This window comes from Chryseobacterium sp. II3a (assembly GCF_057815135.1).
This window is the reverse complement of the sequence record NZ_JBYPZJ010000002.1, coordinates 229,083-246,886: the sequence shown is the minus strand read 5'-3', so window position 1 is coordinate 246,886 and position 17,804 is coordinate 229,083. Positions and strand designations below refer to the sequence as shown.

The window sequence follows — 17,804 nt, the reverse complement described above, 5'->3', positions numbered from 1 at the left end:
ACAAAGAAAAGAATTTATATGATAAGAATTTCTAAAATAGAATATTATTTACCTGAATTGGTTCTTACTAATATGGATTTGGAAAAGGAGTTTCCTGAGTGGAGCTCTGAAAGAATCCGGGAGAAAGTAGGGATTGTGCAGCGTCATATTTCTTCAGAAAATGAGACGGTTTTGGATCTGGCTATTCAATCATCGGAAAAGGTTTTTAAGGAGTATGACAGGAATAGAATAGACTTTATTCTTTTCTGCACTCAAAGCCCGGATTATTTCCTTCCCACTACGGCCTGTATTTTACAGGATAAACTTGGGCTGAGAAAAAATATTGGGGCTGTAGACTTCAATTTAGGATGTTCAGGATTTGTTTATGGATTGGCTTTTGCAAAAGGATTAATTGCTGCTGGAATTGCCCACCATATTTTGTTAATCACTTCAGAAACCTATACCAAACATATTCACCCGAAAGATAAAGGAAACCGCTGTCTGTTTGGAGATGCTTCGGCTTCAGTCATTGTTGAGAAAGATACAGAGGTAGGGGATTACCAATTCTGTCTGGGAACTGATGGAAGTGGAGCAGAGAATCTTATGGTGAAAAAAGGAGGCTTCAGGACAGATTTTATAGCCAATCCCAATCATGAGTTTGATCCCGAGAATCTTTATATGAACGGGCCGGAAATTTTTAATTTTACTATAGAAAAAATTCCAGGATTGATCCAGGAAACTTTGGATGTCAATGGGCTTACGATGGATGATATTGATTATTTCGTTTTCCATCAGGCTAATTCTTTTATGTTGAATTATTTGAGACGAAAAACGAAGATTCCCACTGAAAAATTCTATATTGATATGGAGAAAACCGGAAATACCGTCTCTGCAACTATTCCGATAGCATTGAAAAATATGATGGATAAAGGTCTGTTAAAAAGAGGGAATAAGATTTTGCTGGCAGGCTTTGGAGTAGGGTATTCCTGGGGTGCTACCATAATGGATTTTTAATTCTTAAATCACAAAATTTAAAATATATGAAAACTTCCGTCTTCTTAAAAAAATTGCAAGAGGAGCTAGATGAAAACCAAGCATTGAGCATAGAAACCAAATTGAATGATTTGGAAAATTATGATTCTATTAGTTTACTTTCCGTCATGGCTCTTGTAGATGAAAACTTTAATCAGAAGCTTGACGTCAATGAGTTCAAAGATATGGAAACAGTATCTGATCTGATGAATATTATTGGATTGGAAAACTTTGAAGAGGATTAAATCATCTTCCTTCATTTTGTTTTTGTTGATAAAGGTTCTCGAGGATCTGCTCAACGGCATTGAAGATTTTTTGATTGTCAAATTGTTCTTCAATGGTAAGAAGGTTCTTTCTGATTCTGGAAATCAATTCCGGATCAGAAAGAAATTTTTTCATGGCTTCATACATTTCGTTGGTTTCATAATTGATCAAATACCCTGTTTCGCGATCTTTAATCATAATTCCTACATCACCGGTTTCCGTTGCAATAATTGGTTTTTGAAGAATCAGTGCTTCGGCAATAACAAGCGGCCAGGCTTCTGATTCGGAAGGAAGAATAAAGTAATCTGCATTTTTAATATAAGGATAAGGATTCATTTTATTGCCACATAAAATAAATGTATCCTGCACATTATTGGCACTTATCTGTGCCTTTAGGTTTTCCATTTCTTCTCCATTTCCAAGGATTAAGATACTGTGGTGAAAACCTTCGTCTATCAATCTTTTATGAGCGTCAATAAGCTTATGAAACCCTTTTCTGTGATGAAGTCTTCCTACAGAAACAAATACAGGCCCCTGAGGAAAATCTTCAAGCTTTTCTTCTGCCTTTCTTTTAATTTCTTCAATAGGAATCGCATTGATGACCACACTTTCTGAAGGATATTTTAAGTCCGGATAATAAAGATGCATCATTTCTTTGATCCTTTGTGAACAGTAAATCATATGATCAAACTTTTGGAAGTTTTCAATGATGTTCGGAACAGCAGGCTGTAAAGCGGGTAAATTGATCTCAGAATGAAACCAGCCTACTTTTTTTGAATGCTTATTACTTGAATTGTTGACAGATGAGAATGTAGCATAAGAAGGAGAGATTTCTATATCAAACTTTTTATTCCCTAGAATACGGTCTTCAATTTTTTTATTTCTTAATATTTGCATGAGCTTCAGTCTTCTGCGGACAAGCTGAAGTTTATGGATGAATGGATTTTTGGAGAAGCTCTCTTTCCCTTCAGTAAGATAAACTTTTTTTACATGGCTAGGGATTTCGTTTCGGAGTTCTCCCTGGTTCATGTTTAGACATATAGTTAATTCAAATTTATCAGGATTCAGATTATTGAGCATACTCAATACTACTTTTTCCACCCCTCCCATTTCCATGGAGCGGTGTCTGAAAAGAACCTGTATTTTCTTATTTTCTGACATTATCTAAAAAGTTTTTGTAAAGTAATGGCTATGTTTTTTTTTATCCTGTACCAAATTCCATGCTGATATTCCAAAAGAGCAAAGATCTCCTGATGATTGGTATATTTTTCCGGGATCTTTTTCCCATTGATGCTTGTAAGATTTCTTCTTTTCATAGTTGTTAAGACAACTTGTGCGAAGTAATCATAAGATTTTCCCTTATTGTTATTCTGAGAAATACCGCCTGCATGGGCTCTGTAAAGATAATTGGTGTCATCTATGAAATAAACATCACCTTTTTCATACATCTTTAAATACAGATCCTGGTCTTCAGCTATTCTTAATTTCGGATTCATTTTGTCTGTCTGTTCATAAACATCCTTTCTAAACGTTACAAAATGATTGATCTGGTTGGGATAATTGAAGAAATAAGGGTCACCATTTCTTACCTGCATTGCAGATTTAAAGGGAGCAATAGGTTTTAGATCCTTATCACATCCCATAAAGCGGGAATAAGTGAGTACTACTTTCTTTTTGTCTTTAAAAATCTGAATGGCCTTTTCAACTGCAGTAGGAAGTATGGCATCATCAGGATCTACAAAACCACAAATTTCTCCGGAAGCAAGCTCTATAAGTCTGCTTTTTGTAACCCCTACACCGCTGTTCTTTTCATTTTCAAAAAACTTAAATCTTTCATCTCCTGCAATGATGCCTTTTACCTGTTCTTTTTCCTCTTCTGAAGAAGCATCATCTACAATAATAGCTTCCCAATTGGAGTAGGTCTGCTTCAGTAGAGAATGATAACAATCTCTGAACAATCTGGCATTATTGTAATGAGCAATAAGTATGGAAAACTTCATATAGATTTATAGAAAGTGTTGACAATTAATTTTTGGCAAAATGATTCCTCATTTTTATCAGTTTTTGCTGACGAAGAACTCAGAAAATAGACTGAAAGAAAACTGTTCATTGAAAAATGAAATCCTGATGGTAAACTGGCATTTTTCATAATAGGGATTAAGGGAATGCATTTTCACTTGGTTATACAAATATAATTTGTTTTTATATAAATGGAAAAAAAACTTTATTTTTGCTCAATTAAAAACAACACAATGGGGGAAATAACAAGGGTTCTCAAAACATTTATCGGGTATCTGAAAAGGCCTGATCTTTATCCGGAATTAGGCCGGAAAATTATTAAAAATACAGTCAACAGAGGTAACGCATTTAAAGGCAAAGAAAAGACGAACTCTTGGGCTGCTGAAAGAGCAGTATCACAGAAAGAAGCAGTATCACAGCTTTTTGGACTTGAAATAGATGCCTTTCGTAAAGATTATCAGGAAATTTTAGCTAATGCTGCTCAGAGAGAAAAGGAATGTCCTGTAAAAATGGGTGGTCCCGGTGCTTTGGAACTGATCTACTATGCATGTGAATTTGCTAATGCTCAATATGTTGTAGAAACAGGAGTTGCCTATGGTTGGTCTTCATTAGCATCCCTTTTATCGTTAGTAAAAAGAAAAGGTACGCTTTACAGTTCAGATATGCCTTATCTGGCTCAGGACGGGGATCAATATGTAGGATACGTAGTTCCTGAACCTCTTAAGGGAATTTGGAAGCTATTTCGCTTTGCAGACAGAGAATCATTACCAAAGATCTTTGCTGAGAACTCTACATTTGATGTTCTTCATTATGATTCTGATAAGAGCTATAACGGAAGAATGTGGGCGTATGAAGAACTTTATAATCATTTGAAAAAAGGGGGTGTTTTCATCAGTGATGATATTGGTGATAATTCTTCTTATCAGGATTTCTGTGAAAAAAATAATATAGAGACTACAGTAGTAGAATACGAAGGGAAATATATTGGTGTATTTATTAAATAATTTTAGAAGAGGCTGTTTTTATTAAGAGATATTGGTAGACTCTTTTGCTAATTTATTTGATAAGAAATATGCCAGATTCTATGCGTAACGATTTCTGGATGAAAAATGAGATTATAAATTTATGATACAGCTGTTTATACGCTTTTTATGAAGATAAGTCAGATTACATTTACCAGATTTCTTGCGGCTATGGCTATTGTCATTTCCCATTTCAATAAAGATCTGTTTTTATATAAAATCGATTATATTTCAAATATATTCCTGAAAGCCAATGTGGGAGTGAGTTACTTCTTCATACTTTCAGGTTTTATTATGATTGTGGCATACCACAAAAAAGAGAAGATCGAATATTTAGATTATTATCGAAACCGATTTGCGAGGATTTATCCCTTGTACGTATTAGGGCTTCTTTTGTATTTGATAACCAGATATTCTAACTTCAGTATTTATAAAGGATTCTTGTATTTGTTCGGATTACAGAGCTGGATTCCCGGTGAGGCGATGATTCTGAATTTTCCCGGCTGGTCTATTTCTGTAGAGTTTCTTTTTTACCTGCTCTTTCCTTTGCTGTATAATTATTTTTACTCCAGAGGAAATAAGAGTATATGGGTGGTAACGGTTATTATTTGGATAATTACCCAGGTCTTTTGTAGTCTGTATTCAGATTCTTCCTATTATAAAGGTCCTCATACTGAAAGTCATGAATTACTGTACTATTTTCCGTTGATGCATGTCAATGAATTTTTGGTAGGAAATCTTGCCGGGCTATATTTTGTGAAAAACTCTGGTCGGAAGAATTATGATATACCAATAGTTATTATTTTCGGACTTGTATTATTGTCTTTGATTTTTCTTCCGCTATTCTATCATAATGGGCTAATGGCAGTGCTCTTTATTCCTCTTATTATTTTAATATCCAGAAATAATGGGGCATTAACAAAGATATTTTCATTAAAACCTTTAGAGTATCTGGGCGAAGCAAGCTATGCTGTCTATATTACACATATCCCTGTTCTCTATATCTTGAGAGAGCTTTTAAAGTGGGGGAATTATAATTTTTCGATTGATATTGTATTTGGGATTTACATGGTCTTTCTTATCATAATTTGTATTTTGTTTTATCAATTTATTGAAAAGCCACTAAGAGATTATCTGAAAAGGGTGAAGATCAGATAAAAATCTCTATTTTTGTAAAAAGCAACACAATTATGGAAATGAGAAAAGTTCTCTATACTTACGTTTCAGATGAAAGTCTGATATTTCAATTCATCTGCAAAGAAAATAATCAAAAAGTGCTGTCAGCACCGGAGCGATATACATTGATTTTTTAATAAAAGGACAATATGTATAAAACATTTTCGGAGCTTAAAAAAGAACTTCGTAAAGATTCTAAAGGGGTAAAGAATGTAAAAGTTGCTTTGCTGGGAGATACAGCAACTCAGTTTTTAAATATTGCTCTAAAAGGAACTGCTATTGCTGAAGGAATTGATCTTGAAATCTTTGAAGCCGATTTCGGACAGATATCCCGCCAGATTCTGGATCCTTCCTCAGAATATTACGAGTTTAATGCAGATTATACTATTATTTTTGAATCTTCTCACAAACTGTTGGGGCAGTACTATAAATCCTATAGCTCACAAACCGTTTTTGCAGAAAATAAAATCAGTTATATAGACGAACTTTATCGTACCATTCAAAGCAGAACGAAAAGTAGGGTCATCTACTGTAATTTTCCGGGCATCAACAACCAGGTTTTTGGAAACTTTTCAACCAAAGTAGAGTCTTCCTTTGTTTTTCAGCAAAATAAACTTAACTACCTTCTTTCGGCAGAATTAGCCGTTAAGAATGATAATTTTTTTATTGCGGATTTACTTTCCATTCAAAATAAATGGGGTCGGGATTTTATGTTTTCGCCCAATATCTATATCAATACGGAAATGGTTCTTTCTTTAGATGCGCTGCCTATTATTGCACATCATATCGTAAGTATTATTTCCTCTTTGGAAGGGAAATTTAAGAAATGTCTGATCCTGGATCTGGATAATACTACCTGGGGCGGAATTATTGGTGATGACGGCCTTGAAAAAATACAAATCGGAAGCCTGGGAATTGGAAAAGCATTTACGGAGTTCCAATATTGGGTAAAAGCATTGCAGAAAAGAGGCGTAATTCTGGCTGTATGTAGTAAGAATGATGAAGATAAAGCGAAAGAACCTTTTGAAAAACATCCGGATATGGTTCTTAAGCTGGAAGATATAGCTGTATTTGTGGCCAACTGGGAAAATAAAGCAGATAATATCAGAAAAATCCAACAGATTTTAAATATAGGATTTGACTCAATGGTTTTTCTTGATGACAATCCGTTTGAAAGGAATTTAGTAAGAGAAAACCTTCAAGAAGTCTGTGTACCTGAACTTCCGGAAGATCCTGCTGAATATCTGGAATATTTATATAGTTTAAACCTTTTTGAGACGGCCAGTTTCTCAGAGAATGATACAGAAAGAACCAAACAATATCAGGTAGAAGCACAGCGTGCTATTGCTTTAGAAAGTTTTACCAATGTGGACGATTTTCTTAAAAGTATGAATATGGTATCTGATGTTCAGTCTTTCAATAACTTTTCAAAACCAAGAGTTTCTCAGCTTACACAGCGTTCCAATCAGTTTAACCTGAGAACAATAAGATATACCGAACAGGATGTAGACCGGTTAATTCATTCAGAAAATCACTTTACCATCTCCTTTACTTTAGAAGATAAATATGGTGATAATGGGCTCATCTGCGTTATTGTAATGGAGAGAAAAGATCCTGAAAATCTGTTTATTGATACATGGCTGATGAGCTGCCGTGTCCTGAAAAGAGGAATGGAAGATTTTACGCTGAATACCATTGTAGATACTGCCAAAAATAACGGATATAAATATGTAGTAGGGGAATACATTCCTACTGCTAAAAATCAAATGGTTGAAGACCACTATGAAAGACTTGGGTTTACCAGGCAGAATGGAAAATGGATATTAGCCGTAGAGGATTACAAAAACAGAAACGTATATATTAATAACAAATTATAACACAGTAAAAGATTATGAATAATGATGAAATTTTAAGTAAACTGACAAGTATTTTCCGTGATGAATTGGATAATGATGAAATTGTACTGACTCCAGAAACAACGGCTGAAGATATTGAAGAATGGGATTCGCTTTCTCATATTCAGTTAATTGTAGCAGTAGAAAAAGGCTTTGGAATACGTTTTACTTCATCTGAAATCAGAAGCTGGAATGATGTAGGAGAAATGATAGATTCCATAACTTCAAAATAAGTGATGTTGTATGCTTCTTAATTCATACAGCTTTATATTATTCTTTATTGCATTATATTTTATTTATTATCTCTGCAGAAAAACCACAAAGATCCAAAATATAATTCTGCTCATAGGAAGCTATGTCTTTTACAGCAGCTGGAGTTGGGAGTTCTTATCATTGCTGGTAGCGACTACAGGGATTACCTATTTTGTAGGGAATAAAATAAAGGCTGCCCAAAAAGAGAAATCTAAGATATGGTGGCTGAGGTCGGGAGTTTTTATTGTCCTGATTCAGCTTTTGTATTTTAAGTACTTTAATTTCTTCATTGATAACTTTAATGATTTCCTGCATCTTTTTGGGGTTAAGAATCAGTTGGGGCTATTGAAGATTATTTTTCCGATAGGGATCAGTTTCTATTCATTCAGAATGATAAGTTATTTATTGGATATCAGAAATAATAAACTGAAGGAAATTCCAAGTCTGCTGGATTATGCAGTTTTTATTGCCTTTTTTCCATGTATTATAGCCGGTCCTATTGACAGAGCCACTCCATTTTTGAAAAACCTGAAAATAAAAAGAGAATTTTCTTCCGCTCAATTTACTGATGGATTGAAGCAAATTTTATGGGGACTTTTCAAAAAGCTGGTGGTAGCAGATAATATTGCTGGAATTACTTCTCAGCTATTTGAGTCCTATCATACCTTAAACGGAAGTGCTTTATTGGTTGGAGCTGTATTGTATTTTATCCAGCTATATTCTGATTTCTCAGGATACACTGATATGGCTATAGGTATTTCTAAGCTGCTGGGGATTAAAATTCAGCCGAACTTTAATTATCCGTTGTTTGCACAAAATGTTGCCGACTACTGGAGAAGGTGGCATATTTCTTTAACTTCATGGCTTACGGAGTATGTTTTTACGCCTTTATCCATTCACTTCAGAGATTATGAGAAATATGGACTGATTATGGCCATCATCATCAATTTTTTGGTAGTGGGGTTCTGGCATGGTGCAGAATGGCATTACATCGTTCATGGATTGGTAAGTGGTATTATGTTTATTCCATTGATTCTGAGTGGAAAAATGAATAAAAAGATTAAAACATCTAACAACTTCATCCCCACAAAGGAGGAATTAAAGAATATTCCTGTAACATTTATTCTTTTTACTTTATTGATGATTCTTTTCTTTTCTAAAGATATGGAAATGGCTGCTAAATATTATCAGGGAATTTTCTCCTTATCATTTTTCCAGTTGCCCAATTTCCCAATCCAGAAAGAAGTTATACTGGTAATGGTATTTATGGTATTGCTAGAGTGGGGGAATAGAGATAAAGAATATGCGATTAAGGAGATTTTTGTGAAGAAAAATATCTTTTTACGATGGGGATTTTATTATGTACTGGTGTTTTTGGTTTTTCTGTTTTATATTGCTCCTAAAGGATTTATGTATGCTATGTTTTAATGCATTAACAGAAGCTATATAAAAACACAGTACGCTAAGGTTTACTTTGAATTATGAAAAAATCACTTTTAAGATTGATAATATTTTCTATATTGCCGCTATCGGTGTTAGGATATGCTGTCTGTTTTTTATCAAAACATTCAGATGATTTTTATAGAAGATTTACATCGCCCCAGCAGAACTCTTTTATTTTGGGCAGTTCCAGGGCAGCATTGATGGATCCTGCTGCTATTGATAGCATCTTGCATTCCAAATATCCCAATACTGCTATGTATAACTATTCCTTTACTTGGGCACACTCTCCCTATGGGCCTAAATATCTGGAATCTATTGAGAAAAAAATAAAACCGGAAACGAAAGATGGTGTTTTTATTGTTACTGTTGAGCCTACCGCTTTAATGGTAGATAAAAAGAAACCGGACAGCCCGGAGTTCTATGTTGAAAACGATAAAAGTGTTGCAAAAACTTCAATGGTAGCCATAAACCCTAATATTGAGTATCTGTTTGAAAGCTATGAGCCTTCTATTACTAATGAGCTCAATAAAAAAATACTGCCTCCGAAAAATATAGTTGGAAGACCTGCCATTTTGGATAACGGAAGATATTATGTGAAAATTATAAAAAAGACGGCTCCGGAAAAGCAGGAGATTTCTAACAAAAGAAACATGAGATTATTTCAAGAAAGGATTGACGGATTGAAAGTATCTGAAAATCGGATTCTGTATCTTGAAAAAACGATTGAGTTTCTTAATCGGCACGGGAAAGTGATGATCATAAGAATGCCTGTGAATAAAGTCGCTTACTCTATAGAAGAAAAAGCATTCCCGGATTTTGATAGCCGTATGCAAGCTGTTGCTTCGAAAACAAAAGTTTCCTATATCAATTATAATGGATTGGATAGTACATATCAATGGCTGGATGAGGTTCATTTGGATGAAAAATCTGTTGAAGCCTTCTCTGCAGTGGTAGCAAAGGATGTTTTATCTCATTAAATAAGAATGCCGAAAATATGGTAAGCTGCTTATCATAGCATATTTTAGAAAAAAATGATTATATATAACACTTTAGTAATAAGAATTGTAAATTTAATCTCAAAATTCACTGATAAAGTGTCAGCAGGTTAATTAAGATCAGAAAAACAAATTGTGTCACTTAAAACACTCACAATGACTGAAATAATAAATGTTCCCCAATTCATAAAGAGTATTCTATCGGAGAAAAACTTAATGTTTGTATTTTTTAAGAATAATATAAAAACTGAAACGAAAGGTTTCAGAGAAGTACTATAATCCATATATCTTCTAAGCACTATGTTATTCAACTCAATAGGATTTCTTATTTTTTTACCAGTAGTCTTTTGTCTCTATTGGTTTGTTTTCAACAGAAAATTTCAGGAGCAGAACAGGCTGCTGTTATTGGCGAGCTTTTATTTTTATGCCTGTTGGGATTGGCGGTTTCTTTTTTTACTGATGTTTTCCATTGGCTTGGATTACGTATCAGGAATTAAAATAGAGAATAGCAAAACCAATCGGGAAGCTAAATTCTGGCTTACTTTAAGTATTGTCATTAACCTCGGTTTCCTGGGGTTCTTCAAATATTATAATTTCTTTGTCGAAAGTTTTGCAGATCTTCTTAGTGGCTTTGGTTTCAAGGCCAATGTGTGGCTGCTCAATATTATACTTCCTGTAGGAATTTCGTTTTATACTTTTCATGGACTGTCGTATGTGATTGACGTTTATAAAAAAAGAATAAAGGCTGAGAGAAGTTTTACCGATTATGCTGTTTTTGTAAGCTATTTCCCTCTTCTTGTGGCAGGGCCCATAGAAAGGGCTACACATCTTTTGCCCCAGATACAGCGGGAGAGAGTATTCAATTATGAGCAGGCAGTGGATGGGATGCGGCAAATCTTATGGGGATTTTTCAAAAAAATGGTCATTGCAGATAATTGTGCACCGTTGGTAAATGAAATATTTAACAATTACCAGACGGAAAGCCCAGTTAATCTTGTTGTAGGAACTGTACTGTTTGCCTTTCAGATCTATGGAGATTTCTCCGGATATTCAGATATTGCATTAGGTGTTTCAAGATTATTCGGGATTGAACTGCTAAAAAACTTTGCATTTCCTTATTTCTCCAGAGACATTGCAGAATTCTGGCGAAGATGGCATATCTCACTTTCCTCGTGGTTCAGAGATTATCTGTACATACCATTAGGAGGAAGTAAAGGCGGGCTTGCAATGAAAATCAGAAACACATTTATTATTTTCCTGGTGTCAGGCTTCTGGCATGGAGCAAACTGGACGTTTATGATCTGGGGCGGTCTCAATGCATTGTACTTTATGCCTTTGCTTATTATGAATAAAAACCGTCAGAATATGGAAGTAGCGGGCCAGGGGAAGCTTCTACCATCGTTTAGGGAATGCTTCCAAATTCTGATCACCTTCCTGATCACCTGTATTGCATGGATTTTTTTCAGAGCTGAATCTGTAGCTCAGGCGATTCACTATATCGGTAGAATTTTCAGTCGTGAATTGCTCTCTATCCCGCATACATTACCGGTAAAAGTATTGGCACTGATTGGCTTGATGATCATTATAGAATGGATCAACAGGGAAAGATTCCACGGGTTAGAAATTAAAAGATTTAACCCTTGGATAAGACGTATTTTTTATCTGGTTGTTATGTATATCATTCTCCGTTATGCCAACTTCGGGAATAATGAATTTATTTATTTTCAGTTTTAGCATGAAGAAATTTTTAATTAAAATAGTGCCTTATTTTGTTGCAGTACTTACTGTATTGGCAGTTCTTGGATCTTATGCAGACGGTAATACGGATGATAATTATATGCATTTTGCGGTTAAAAAACCAAAAAATATGATATTGGGAGATTCGCGTGGTTCTCAAGGAGTCGTTCCTGGAGTATTGAAAACCAAGCTTTCTGCCAATTTTGATAATTTTTCTTTGAATATTGTAGAATCTCCTTATGGACAGGTTTATTTTAAAGCGTTAAAAAGAAAATTAGATCCTGAAACTAAAAATGGAATTTTTATCTTGACAGTGAGTCCATGGAATTTATCATTAAATAAACAAATCAAAAAGGAAAAAGATTTTCCTGAAGAGCATTCTCCATTGAACGATATGTATTTTTATGACCGTTCACCCAATTATGAATATCTGCTGAAGCATTATACAAGAAGCTGGTTTAAAATTTATACTGAAAGAGCAGAATCGGGAAGGTCCAATACCTTTCTTCATCCTGATGGCTGGCTGGAGGTCACTATAAATATGCAGAAAGACACTGTTGTGTATAGAACCAATACAAAGGAAGCGTTTTACAGAGACTTGGCCAATACAGTAGAATTGTCACCGGAACGTCTCAAAGCCATTAATGAAATGATTAATTATTTGAGGACCAAAGGTAAGGTTTATCTGGTACGTCTTCCTACATCTAAAGGTCTTACCAATATAGAAAATAAAAAGTATCCTCATTTCAATACATTGATGAGAGATATAGGAAGGAAACAAAATGTGAGGTTTTTTGATTTCTCAGGAAATTATGCTGAATATGATTACACAGATGGGAATCATTTGTATAAAGACTCAAGCAGGAAAATTTCTTCCCGCATTGCAGACTCTATCATTGCTAGTAGAGGTAAATAGGATAAAGTTAGAGTAAATTATTCCTAAAGTTAATGTTATAGATTCCAGACCGGATGCTTTTATAATCTGTTACAAGATATTTCAGGATCATTCCCCATTTTTTTGAACCAGGAGAATTGGCAATCTGAAAACTGCGGTACATTCTTTTAATATGAAGCTTTATATTTTCTGGTAGGGTACCTTCGTTTTCAGCCCAGGCATCTACTTCTTTCCATAATAGGACACGGGTAGTAGCAGGATTTACCTTTTTTGAATCTACCAAGGTAATTCTGTTGTCCTCATGTACACCTCTTACAGCCACAGCTTTATCTAAAATTCCGGGATAGAGATTAAGATAATAAGACAGTCTTAATAAGAATTCCGTATCCTGATGCAGTCTCAGGGAAGCTTTAAATAAAGGATCCATTTTTTTCATTAAAGAATCCCTGCGGATGGTTAAAGCATCAATACTGAACAGTCCAAAACTTCCCAGCATATAAACTTGCCCCAGAAAAACATCTTTAGGCTCATGTCTTTTATAAACAGTAGTTAACCGATCTCCGAATATAGAGTAATATTGTTCTTTTGCTTTTTCAGTGTAATAATGAACGCCAAGAGCACCATAAACGCCTTCTACTTCAGGTCTTTTAAAAAGTTCTCTTTCTGCATCAAATCTATTGGGTAGGAAATAGTCATCTGCATCCAGAAAAGAAATAAAATCACCCGTGGATTTTTCTATTCCTAAGTTTCTCGTAGGACCCGCGCCATGATTTCCTTTATCAGGATGTTGATAAAGCTTTACTCTGTCATATTTTTCGGCAAGTTGTTTACATACCTCTAGAGCATGATCCGGTGATTTGTCTTCTATAAGAATGACTTCATAAACTTCATCAAACTGAAGAGCAGATTCCACTGCTTGAGAAACATATTTTTCGGCGTTGTAAACGGGAATAATTACTGAAATTTTCATTTTTTTGTCTACTTAACTTTTTATATCATTTGTGTGTGCAAAAGCATTGCAAGATAGTTAATTATAAAGACTTATCTCTATTTTTTTAGCTGAAAAAGTTGAGATGTTGTTTGCTGAAGTTTTTAATTCAAAAAGTCTGCCGAATAAAGGGATTTGGGTGATATTTGAATTCTAGCTCTGGGATATGGTTTTCGGTTTTAAGAAATTAATGAATGCCGGAAATTAATATTGTATAATCCAGACCTTATACTTTTATAATCAGTAAAGAAATACCTGATAATCATTCCCCATTTTTTTAATAAAGGAGCTTTTGCAATTTCAAAACTTCTGTACATCCTTTTGATATGGACCTTAACGTCTTCAGAGATATCACTTTCGGTCTGGGACCAAAGATCAACTTCTTTCCAAAGCATGGCACGGGAGACGGAAGGATCTATGACCCGAAGGTCTACCTTTGTTATTCTATTATTTTCATGTACACCTCTTATAGCGATAGCTTCGTCAAGAATACCGGGATACAGATCGAGATAATAAGAAAGTCGGAAGAGGAATTCTGTGTCTTCATGAAGTCTTAAATGGGGCTTAAATAAAGTGTTCACCTTATTCATCAAAGATTCTCTGCGAATCGTTAAAGTATCAATGCTAAAGAGTCCGAAAGGTCCCAGCATATGAAGCTGGCCAGGGAAAACATCTTTGGGGTCATATTTTTTATATACTGTCGTTAGTCTATCCCCAAACAATTGATAATATTGTTCTTTTGCTTTTGCTGAATAATAATGAACGCCAAGGGCTCCATAAACACCCTCTACTTTCGGATCTTTAAATAATTCTTTTTCTGCATCAAATCTATTGGGTAGGAAATAGTCGTCTGCATCAAGAAAAGCGATAAGATCACCGGTTGATTTTTCAATCCCCAAATTCCTGCTGGGGCCAGCACCATGGTTTTTTTTATCCGGGTGTTGGTAGAGTTTTACTCTTTCATGTTTTTCTGCTAACTGCTGACAGATTTGTAATGCATTATCTGGAGATTCATCTTCAACAAGAATAATTTCGTGAACTTCATCAAACTGAAGCACAGAGTCTACTGCCTGAGAAACAAACTTTTCTGCATTATAAACGGGAATAACTACTGAGATCCTCATTTTTCTCCTTTTTACAATAAATTTAGAATTATAATTGTGCTTTATTAGTACCTTTTGAATTCGAAATTTAAGCTTTTAATTTTATTTTAAGGTAGTAAGATTTTATTTTTTTCATAAAATGACAGATAAATACCTTAGAAGTAATCAGAGTAATGATTTTCTTTAAAAATTCTTCTAATAAAGGTGAGAAAAGCAATATAAAAATCCCCTACTGTGAGAATTATTCTATATAATCTTGTCTTATTTTAGGTGAAAGAGTCCCAAGTTTGGAAAGTTTACTATGAATGTAAATAAGTGAATCTGTATTTTGTTCTTACTATATTTGGATTTTTAATAATAGCTGACAATAGTCCTATTGCTTTGGAAAATCCTTTCTTTGAGGAAAGTTCGAATGCCTTATTTTGGAGATAAATGTGATGGGCAGCATCAGATTCCAGTGAGACAGATTTAGACCATTCATAGAGCGAATTCCAGAAAAGAGATTGCCTCTGGTTATATTGTGGCGAGTATCTTACAATCTTGGAAATCCTGTTGTCATCATGCATTCCCCTCATGGCAACGGGAATATCAATAATACCGGATTTCAAATGGCATTGATGGGCCAGTTTGATAATAAAATCTGAATCTTGATGAAGACGCAGCGCTTCATTAAATCTTAATTTTTTAGATTCAATAGAATGTCTTCTGACAGTAAGCGCATCTAAAGTGAAGAACGAACCAAAAACTTTGGGAGTAAGTCCCAGTAATCCCCTGAATACTTCATTTCCTTCTGCAGGATAGTTAACGGTGAGAAGTTCACTGTCGTTGATATTAGACATAAATTCTTCTCTCCCTTTTTCGGTAAGATATTCGGTACCAATAGCATTAAAGACTCCATCTATTTTTGAATCTTTAAAAAGTTCTTTTTCAGCGGTAAATCTATTGGGAAGAAAATAATCATCGGCATCCAGAAATGCGATGAAATCCCCAGTTGCTTTTTCTATTCCGAGGTTTCTGCTGGCTCCGGCACCATGATTTTCCAGGTCTGGATGTTGGAAAAGTTTTACCTGATCATATTTTTTCGCCAATTCTGTACATATCTGAAGCGCATTATCTGGAGATTGGTCTTCTATTAAAATCACTTCATAGACTTCATTGAGTTGTAAGGCAGATTCTACTGCTTTTGATATATATTTTTCCGCATTATATACAGGAATAATTACTGAGATCTTCATTTTCATCTATTGTAGTAAGTGAAACGGTATTTGGTCTTTAATATTTCAGGATTTTTAAGGGCTTCCTCTAAAATATTATAGTATTTGACAAGTCCTTTTTTTAAGGATAGATCAAATGATTTATATAGTAAATAAATTCTTTTTCCAGGTTCTGATGGAATCTGATGGGAAACCGCCCATTGATTAAGGGATTGCCATAAAAGAAATTGCCTCTGGTTATATTGTGGTGAATATTTTACAATTTTAGTGATTCTGTTATTATCATGAATACCTCTCATGGCAACAGCTTCTGTTATATTGCCTGTTTTTAAATGACAGTGGTAGGACAGTTTGATAATAAAATCTGAATCCTGATGTACACGAAGGTCCTCATTAAAACGAAGGTGGCTTCGTTCCAAAGAAGCCTTTCTTATAGTAAGCGAATTAAGATGAAAAGATGTACCGAAAGTTTTAGTTGTTAAACTTAAAAGCCCTTTGAATACTTCTTCTCCTTCTGCAGGATAATTAACTGTGCTCAGTGATACTTCTTTAAATTTAGACTGAAACTCTTCTTTTCCTTTCTCAGTAAGATATTCTGTACCTATCGCATTGAAAACACCATCTATCTTTGGGTCTTTGAAAAGTTCTTTTTCAGAATCAAAACGGTTAGAAAGATAATAGTCGTCTGCATCCAAAAATGCAATAAAATCTCCGCTAGCTTTTTCTATTCCAAGGTTCCTGCTGGCTCCTGCACCATGATTTCCATGATCAGGGTGTTGAAAGAGTTTTATTTTATCATACCTTTGAGTCAGTTCACGACAGACCTGTAGTGCATTATCTGGTGATTGATCTTCTATTAAAATCACTTCATATACTTCGTCAAGCTGTAAAGCTGATTCTACCGCTTTAGAAATGTATTTTTCTGCATTGTATACGGGAATAATTACTGATATTTTCATGAGCCTAAAGGGGAGTGATAATTAGGTTATCATTAACGAACAGCTCCGGGCTGATGGTAAAAAAATCTTTTCCATATATTCTGCTGTATACTTTAAAATTATTGTCAAAAAAGAATTGAAGCAAGTCCTGAGAGGTATGGTCTCCCTGTTCATCAATGGCGGATGGGCAAAACTCCATAAAAAAAATAGGTCTGTTTTTTAAGAAAATATCTTTATTTTCCAGAATGACAACAGCTTCATATCCCTCAACATCCATTTTAACAACATCAAACGTTGCATCGGATATCATCTTTTTCAGAGGTTCTATCTGCACATTGATCAATTTTTTTCCAGGATTTTTGGTTTCAATAAACGAACTCATTCCCGCATGTCCTGCAACATAGTTAAATGATTTTACAGCTGAGGATCCTCCAATTGCTATATTGAATAGTTTGATGTTATGGTAATTATTTTTTTTAATGCTTTCATTAAATTCATGATAGACATCCGGAATGGGCTCAAATGAATAAATCTGTTTGCAGTAAGGAGCCAAAAGCAAGCTGTGCTGACCAATATTGGCGCCTATATCCAATAATACTTTGTCTTTGGTAAGAACAGATCTTATATCATCAATAATATATTTCTCATAAATACCATTTTCAAAAATATAGAGATCTACAAAACCAAATTTTTTATTAAGATAAATCTTGGTTTTTCTATTGTTATAATGAATGGTGAAGAGCTTACGGTTATCAAGATACGATATATTCAGCTTTCTTTTGATAAAGCTGATTGGCTTCTCTTTAAACAATATACTCTGAAGGGATTTTAAGTAATTTGGCATAAGATTTT

At 34.4% G+C, this 17,804-nt stretch carries 17 protein-coding genes; 10 read left to right on the top strand and 7 right to left on the bottom strand.

The window, feature by feature from the left end; translation table 11 throughout:
- The first annotated feature begins 18 nt into the window (after window positions 1-18).
- Window positions 19-993: a 3-oxoacyl-ACP synthase III family protein gene (locus tag AC3HD6_RS05945; protein WP_488895518.1), complete on the top strand. Its 975-nt coding sequence runs from the start codon at window positions 19-21 to the stop codon at window positions 991-993.
- A 26-nt stretch (window positions 994-1,019) separates the two neighbouring features.
- Complete coding sequence (locus AC3HD6_RS05940) at window positions 1,020-1,256, top strand: phosphopantetheine-binding protein (protein WP_488895517.1); 237 nt, start codon at window positions 1,020-1,022, stop codon at window positions 1,254-1,256.
- A 1-nt stretch (window position 1,257) separates the two neighbouring features.
- Here AC3HD6_RS05940 and AC3HD6_RS05935 read toward each other — a convergent pair whose 3' ends face one another.
- Both AC3HD6_RS05935 and AC3HD6_RS05930 read right to left on the bottom strand, forming a co-directional pair.
- Window positions 1,258-2,436, bottom strand: coding sequence for a glycosyltransferase (locus AC3HD6_RS05935; protein ID WP_488895516.1), 1,179 nt, complete (start codon window positions 2,434-2,436; stop codon window positions 1,258-1,260).
- The gene (locus AC3HD6_RS05930) at window positions 2,436-3,275 is read right to left on the bottom strand and encodes a glycosyltransferase family 2 protein (RefSeq protein ID WP_488895515.1); all 840 of its coding nucleotides are present in this window, start codon (window positions 3,273-3,275) and stop codon (window positions 2,436-2,438) included. The genes AC3HD6_RS05935 and AC3HD6_RS05930 overlap by 1 nt, the downstream gene beginning before the upstream one ends.
- A gap of 252 nt (window positions 3,276-3,527) precedes the next feature.
- Between AC3HD6_RS05930 and AC3HD6_RS05925 the strand changes: the two genes are divergently transcribed.
- From AC3HD6_RS05925 to AC3HD6_RS05890, 8 genes are all read left to right on the top strand, one after another.
- Window positions 3,528-4,298 (top strand): class I SAM-dependent methyltransferase, encoded by a 771-nt coding sequence (locus AC3HD6_RS05925; protein WP_488895514.1) that lies wholly within the window; start codon window positions 3,528-3,530, stop codon window positions 4,296-4,298.
- A gap of 147 nt (window positions 4,299-4,445) precedes the next feature.
- Window positions 4,446-5,474 carry an acyltransferase family protein gene (locus AC3HD6_RS05920; protein ID WP_488895513.1) on the top strand — a complete coding sequence of 343 codons (1,029 nt, stop codon included), beginning with the start codon at window positions 4,446-4,448 and terminating at the stop codon, window positions 5,472-5,474.
- Window positions 5,475-5,641: 167 nt separating this feature from the next.
- Complete coding sequence (locus tag AC3HD6_RS05915; protein ID WP_488895512.1) at window positions 5,642-7,369, top strand: HAD-IIIC family phosphatase; 1,728 nt, start codon at window positions 5,642-5,644, stop codon at window positions 7,367-7,369.
- A 14-nt stretch (window positions 7,370-7,383) separates the two neighbouring features.
- Window positions 7,384-7,620 carry an acyl carrier protein gene (locus AC3HD6_RS05910; protein ID WP_488895511.1) on the top strand — a complete coding sequence of 79 codons (237 nt, stop codon included), beginning with the start codon at window positions 7,384-7,386 and terminating at the stop codon, window positions 7,618-7,620.
- A 10-nt stretch (window positions 7,621-7,630) separates the two neighbouring features.
- A complete protein-coding gene (locus tag AC3HD6_RS05905) occupies window positions 7,631-9,067 on the top strand; it encodes an MBOAT family O-acyltransferase (protein ID WP_488895510.1) in 1,437 nt (478 codons plus the stop codon).
- Between the two features lie 53 nt (window positions 9,068-9,120).
- On the top strand, window positions 9,121-10,059 hold the full coding sequence (locus AC3HD6_RS05900; RefSeq protein WP_488895509.1) for a hypothetical protein: 939 nt from the start codon (window positions 9,121-9,123) through the stop codon (window positions 10,057-10,059).
- A 318-nt stretch (window positions 10,060-10,377) separates the two neighbouring features.
- A complete protein-coding gene (locus tag AC3HD6_RS05895; protein WP_488895508.1) occupies window positions 10,378-11,811 on the top strand; it encodes an MBOAT family O-acyltransferase in 1,434 nt (477 codons plus the stop codon).
- 1 nt (window position 11,812) lies between these two features.
- On the top strand, window positions 11,813-12,730 hold the full coding sequence (locus AC3HD6_RS05890; protein ID WP_488895507.1) for an SGNH/GDSL hydrolase family protein: 918 nt from the start codon (window positions 11,813-11,815) through the stop codon (window positions 12,728-12,730).
- Window positions 12,731-12,737: 7 nt separating this feature from the next.
- Here the strand turns inward: AC3HD6_RS05890 and AC3HD6_RS05885 are convergent, their stop codons facing one another.
- From AC3HD6_RS05885 to AC3HD6_RS05865, 5 genes are all read right to left on the bottom strand, one after another.
- Window positions 12,738-13,679: a glycosyltransferase family 2 protein gene (locus AC3HD6_RS05885; RefSeq protein WP_488895506.1), complete on the bottom strand. Its 942-nt coding sequence runs from the start codon at window positions 13,677-13,679 to the stop codon at window positions 12,738-12,740.
- A gap of 197 nt (window positions 13,680-13,876) precedes the next feature.
- The gene (locus AC3HD6_RS05880; RefSeq protein WP_488895505.1) at window positions 13,877-14,821 is read right to left on the bottom strand and encodes a glycosyltransferase family 2 protein; all 945 of its coding nucleotides are present in this window, start codon (window positions 14,819-14,821) and stop codon (window positions 13,877-13,879) included.
- A gap of 278 nt (window positions 14,822-15,099) precedes the next feature.
- On the bottom strand, window positions 15,100-16,035 hold the full coding sequence (locus AC3HD6_RS05875) for a glycosyltransferase family 2 protein (protein WP_488895504.1): 936 nt from the start codon (window positions 16,033-16,035) through the stop codon (window positions 15,100-15,102).
- Between the two features lie 2 nt (window positions 16,036-16,037).
- Window positions 16,038-16,973 carry a glycosyltransferase family 2 protein gene (locus tag AC3HD6_RS05870; protein ID WP_488895503.1) on the bottom strand — a complete coding sequence of 312 codons (936 nt, stop codon included), beginning with the start codon at window positions 16,971-16,973 and terminating at the stop codon, window positions 16,038-16,040.
- Window positions 16,974-16,977: 4 nt separating this feature from the next.
- Window positions 16,978-17,796 carry an FkbM family methyltransferase gene (locus tag AC3HD6_RS05865; RefSeq protein WP_488895502.1) on the bottom strand — a complete coding sequence of 273 codons (819 nt, stop codon included), beginning with the start codon at window positions 17,794-17,796 and terminating at the stop codon, window positions 16,978-16,980.
- Between the last annotated feature and the right edge of the window lie 8 nt (window positions 17,797-17,804).

Coding starts and splice junctions, on each gene's coding strand:
- AC3HD6_RS05945 (WP_488895518.1), top strand. CDS start 19: ATGATAAGAATTTCTAAAATAGAATATTATTTACCTGAATTGGTTCTT.
- AC3HD6_RS05940 (WP_488895517.1), top strand. CDS start 1,020: ATGAAAACTTCCGTCTTCTTAAAAAAATTGCAAGAGGAGCTAGATGAA.
- AC3HD6_RS05935 (WP_488895516.1), bottom strand. CDS start 2,436: ATGTCAGAAAATAAGAAAATACAGGTTCTTTTCAGACACCGCTCCATG.
- AC3HD6_RS05930 (WP_488895515.1), bottom strand. CDS start 3,275: ATGAAGTTTTCCATACTTATTGCTCATTACAATAATGCCAGATTGTTC.
- AC3HD6_RS05925 (WP_488895514.1), top strand. CDS start 3,528: ATGGGGGAAATAACAAGGGTTCTCAAAACATTTATCGGGTATCTGAAA.
- AC3HD6_RS05920 (WP_488895513.1), top strand. CDS start 4,446: ATGAAGATAAGTCAGATTACATTTACCAGATTTCTTGCGGCTATGGCT.
- AC3HD6_RS05915 (WP_488895512.1), top strand. CDS start 5,642: ATGTATAAAACATTTTCGGAGCTTAAAAAAGAACTTCGTAAAGATTCT.
- AC3HD6_RS05910 (WP_488895511.1), top strand. CDS start 7,384: ATGAATAATGATGAAATTTTAAGTAAACTGACAAGTATTTTCCGTGAT.
- AC3HD6_RS05905 (WP_488895510.1), top strand. CDS start 7,631: ATGCTTCTTAATTCATACAGCTTTATATTATTCTTTATTGCATTATAT.
- AC3HD6_RS05900 (WP_488895509.1), top strand. CDS start 9,121: ATGAAAAAATCACTTTTAAGATTGATAATATTTTCTATATTGCCGCTA.
- AC3HD6_RS05895 (WP_488895508.1), top strand. CDS start 10,378: ATGTTATTCAACTCAATAGGATTTCTTATTTTTTTACCAGTAGTCTTT.
- AC3HD6_RS05890 (WP_488895507.1), top strand. CDS start 11,813: ATGAAGAAATTTTTAATTAAAATAGTGCCTTATTTTGTTGCAGTACTT.
- AC3HD6_RS05885 (WP_488895506.1), bottom strand. CDS start 13,679: ATGAAAATTTCAGTAATTATTCCCGTTTACAACGCCGAAAAATATGTT.
- AC3HD6_RS05880 (WP_488895505.1), bottom strand. CDS start 14,821: ATGAGGATCTCAGTAGTTATTCCCGTTTATAATGCAGAAAAGTTTGTT.
- AC3HD6_RS05875 (WP_488895504.1), bottom strand. CDS start 16,035: ATGAAGATCTCAGTAATTATTCCTGTATATAATGCGGAAAAATATATA.
- AC3HD6_RS05870 (WP_488895503.1), bottom strand. CDS start 16,973: ATGAAAATATCAGTAATTATTCCCGTATACAATGCAGAAAAATACATT.
- AC3HD6_RS05865 (WP_488895502.1), bottom strand. CDS start 17,796: ATGCCAAATTACTTAAAATCCCTTCAGAGTATATTGTTTAAAGAGAAG.